Origin of the sequence: Paramuribaculum intestinale, assembly GCF_003024925.1 — a bacterium.
Taxonomy (GTDB): Bacteria; Bacteroidota; Bacteroidia; order Bacteroidales; family Muribaculaceae; genus Paramuribaculum; species Paramuribaculum intestinale.
Window position 1 is genome coordinate 1 of the sequence record NZ_PUED01000258.1, and the last position, 2,619, is coordinate 2,619.

Below are 2,619 nucleotides of genomic sequence, written 5' to 3' on the forward strand. Positions count from 1 at the left end.
GACAGGAGAGGCACCGACCCCGGCCCCACCTATGGCTGACGGAATTGACTTCAAACAGATGGATACAACAATGAAGGTACTCAAAGGCAAGTCCGATAACCCGGAAGACATCGAGACCACAAAAAGAGTCCTGTCTGAAGCGGGTGACGCTGCAATCTTTGAGGTAATCAAGCTCGACCCTGTGATTCAGAAACGTATCCTGATGATTGAATGTCACATCCCAAAGGAGAAGGCTGACACTACTGCCACCCAAGTCGATAAAACAGATACCCCCAAACCGAAAAAGATTGTATATCATGCCGATATAAACACTGAGGGTATTGATGCCATTGACTTCAACATTTACCACTGATCCATCGCTCTACGGAGTAATCAAAACCAACCCAAAATTTATGATTAAGATTCTCAAAAGTCTGTATAGCCGAGGCATTGCATGGTGTAACACGCCATCACGCCGATTTAATGTTGCGAAAATGATGCTTGTGGCTATCATGGCCGCCTGCGCCTCTGAAATGTTTGCCGCCGGAAACGGTCTGGCGGGTATCAATGAAGCTACATCGCTCGTAACAGGATATTTCGACCCGGGCACCAAGCTCATATACGCCATCGGCGCGGTTGTCGGTCTCATCGGTGGTGTCAAGGTCTATTCCAAGTGGTCGAGCGGTGATCCCGATACCACAAAGACTGCCGCCTCGTGGTTCGGAGCCTGTATCTTCCTGATTGTGGCCGCTACAATCCTCCGCTCGTTCTTCCTCTAATCATCTGAGCCAATGGCCGAATATGCTATAAACAAAGGCATAGGACGGTCGGTAGAGTACAAGGGTCTGAAGGCGCAGTATCTGTTCATCTTTGCCGGGGGCTTGCTCGCCCTGTTCGTGGTGTTCGTCATCATGTATATCGCCGGCCTGTCCCAATGGATCTGCATAGGATTTGGCGTTACTGCCGCCTCAGTCCTTGTCTGGCTCACCTTCCACCTCAATGCCAAGTATGGGCAATACGGTCTGATGAAACTTGCCGCTGTGAAATATCATCCGCGCTACATCATCAACCGTCTGTGCCTTAACCGAATGATTAAAGGTAGAAAACGATGAGAAATATACTGAAAGCCACAACACTGGAATCCAAGCTGCCGCTGCTTGCCGTTGAACACGGCTGCATCATCAGCAAAGACGCTGATATAACGGTTGCGTTTGAGGTCAGCCTGCCGGAACTTTTCACGGTAACATCTGTCGAATATGAAGCCATGCACGGAGCATGGTGCAAGGCAATCAAGGTATTGCCACACTATTCGGTGGTGCATAAGCAGGATTGGTTCTGCTCCGAGAAATATCAGCCGGAGTTGCAGAAAGATGACCTCTCTTTCCTTGACCGTTCATTTGAACGCCACTTCAATGAGCGTCCGTACCTCGCCCACAGGAGCTATCTGTTCCTGACAAAGACCACGAAGGAACGGGCACGTCAGCAGAGCAACTTTTCCACTCTTTGCCGTGGTCGAATCACTCCGAAGGAACTCAATCACGAGATGGTTGTCAAGTTCATGGAGTCGGTGGAACAGTTTGAGCGCATCATCAATGACACCGGCTATATCAAGTTGCGTCGCCTATCTGATGATGAACTGGTGGGAACAGAGAATACTTCCGGTCTTATCGAGAAGTATATGTCGCTGACAATGGACGATGTTACCTGTCTGGAAGACATAGACCTCGATGCCCGTCAGATGCGGATTGGAGACAAGATACTCTGTCTGCACACTCTATCCGACACAGATGATCTCCCCGCAAAGGTCAGCACCGATAACCGTTATGAGCGGTTATCGACTGACAGGAGTGACTGCCGCCTCTCATTTGCAAGTCCCATTGGGTTGCTGTTGCCCTGCAACCATATCGTCAACCAGTATGTGCTGATTGACGACCACGATGAGAACTTGGCGAAGTTTGAGAAGACTGCCCGAAATATGAATTCCCTTTCGAGGTATAGCCGTAGCAATGCCATTAATAAGGAGTGGATTGACCGCTATCTCAACGAGGCTCATTCATACGGGCTGACCTCCGTCCGCTGTCATGTCAATATAATGGTATGGAGCGACGATACCGAGGAACTGCGGCGTATCAAGAATGATGTCGGGGGACAGTTGGCGACAATGGGTTGTATGCCACGGCACAATACCATCGACTGCCCGACACTGTTCTGGTCGGCAATGCCCGGCAACGAAGCTGATTTTCCAGCCGAGGAAAGTTTCTACACTTTCATTGAACCTGCCGTCTGCTTTTTCACTGCCGAGACCAACTACCGTAGCAGCCTGTCACCATTCGGGATAAAGATGGTAGATAGATTGACCGGGAAACCGATACACCTCGACATATCGGATGAGCCGATGAAGAAAGGTGTAACGACCAACCGCAACAAGTTCATTCTTGGGCCGTCAGGTAGCGGCAAGTCGTTCTTCACCAACCATTTTGTCCGCCAATATTATGAACAGGGAGCGCATATCCTTCTGATTGACACCGGAAACTCTTACGAGGGCCTTTGCAATCTGATTCATAATAAGACGCATGGCGAGGATGGTGTATATTACACCTACACCGAGGACAGCCCGATTTCTTTCAATCCATTCTATAC

Annotated in this window: 4 protein-coding genes; all 4 read left to right on the forward strand. The window is 49.6% G+C overall.

The window, feature by feature from the left end; all coding sequences use genetic code 11:
- The coding region (locus C5O24_RS12415; RefSeq protein WP_205961119.1) for a hypothetical protein at positions 1-352 on the forward strand (352 nt) is incomplete at its 5' end.
- A gap of 121 nt (positions 353-473) precedes the next feature.
- On the forward strand, positions 474-758 hold the full coding sequence (locus C5O24_RS12420; RefSeq protein WP_107036647.1) for a DUF4134 domain-containing protein: 285 nt from the start codon (positions 474-476) through the stop codon (positions 756-758).
- A 12-nt stretch (positions 759-770) separates the two neighbouring features.
- Entirely contained in the window at positions 771-1,091 is a 321-nt protein-coding gene (locus tag C5O24_RS12425; protein ID WP_107036648.1) for a DUF4133 domain-containing protein, read from the forward strand.
- The coding region (locus tag C5O24_RS12430; RefSeq protein WP_133165583.1) for a TraG family conjugative transposon ATPase at positions 1,088-2,619 on the forward strand (1,532 nt) is incomplete at its 3' end. The genes C5O24_RS12425 and C5O24_RS12430, both read left to right, overlap by 4 nt.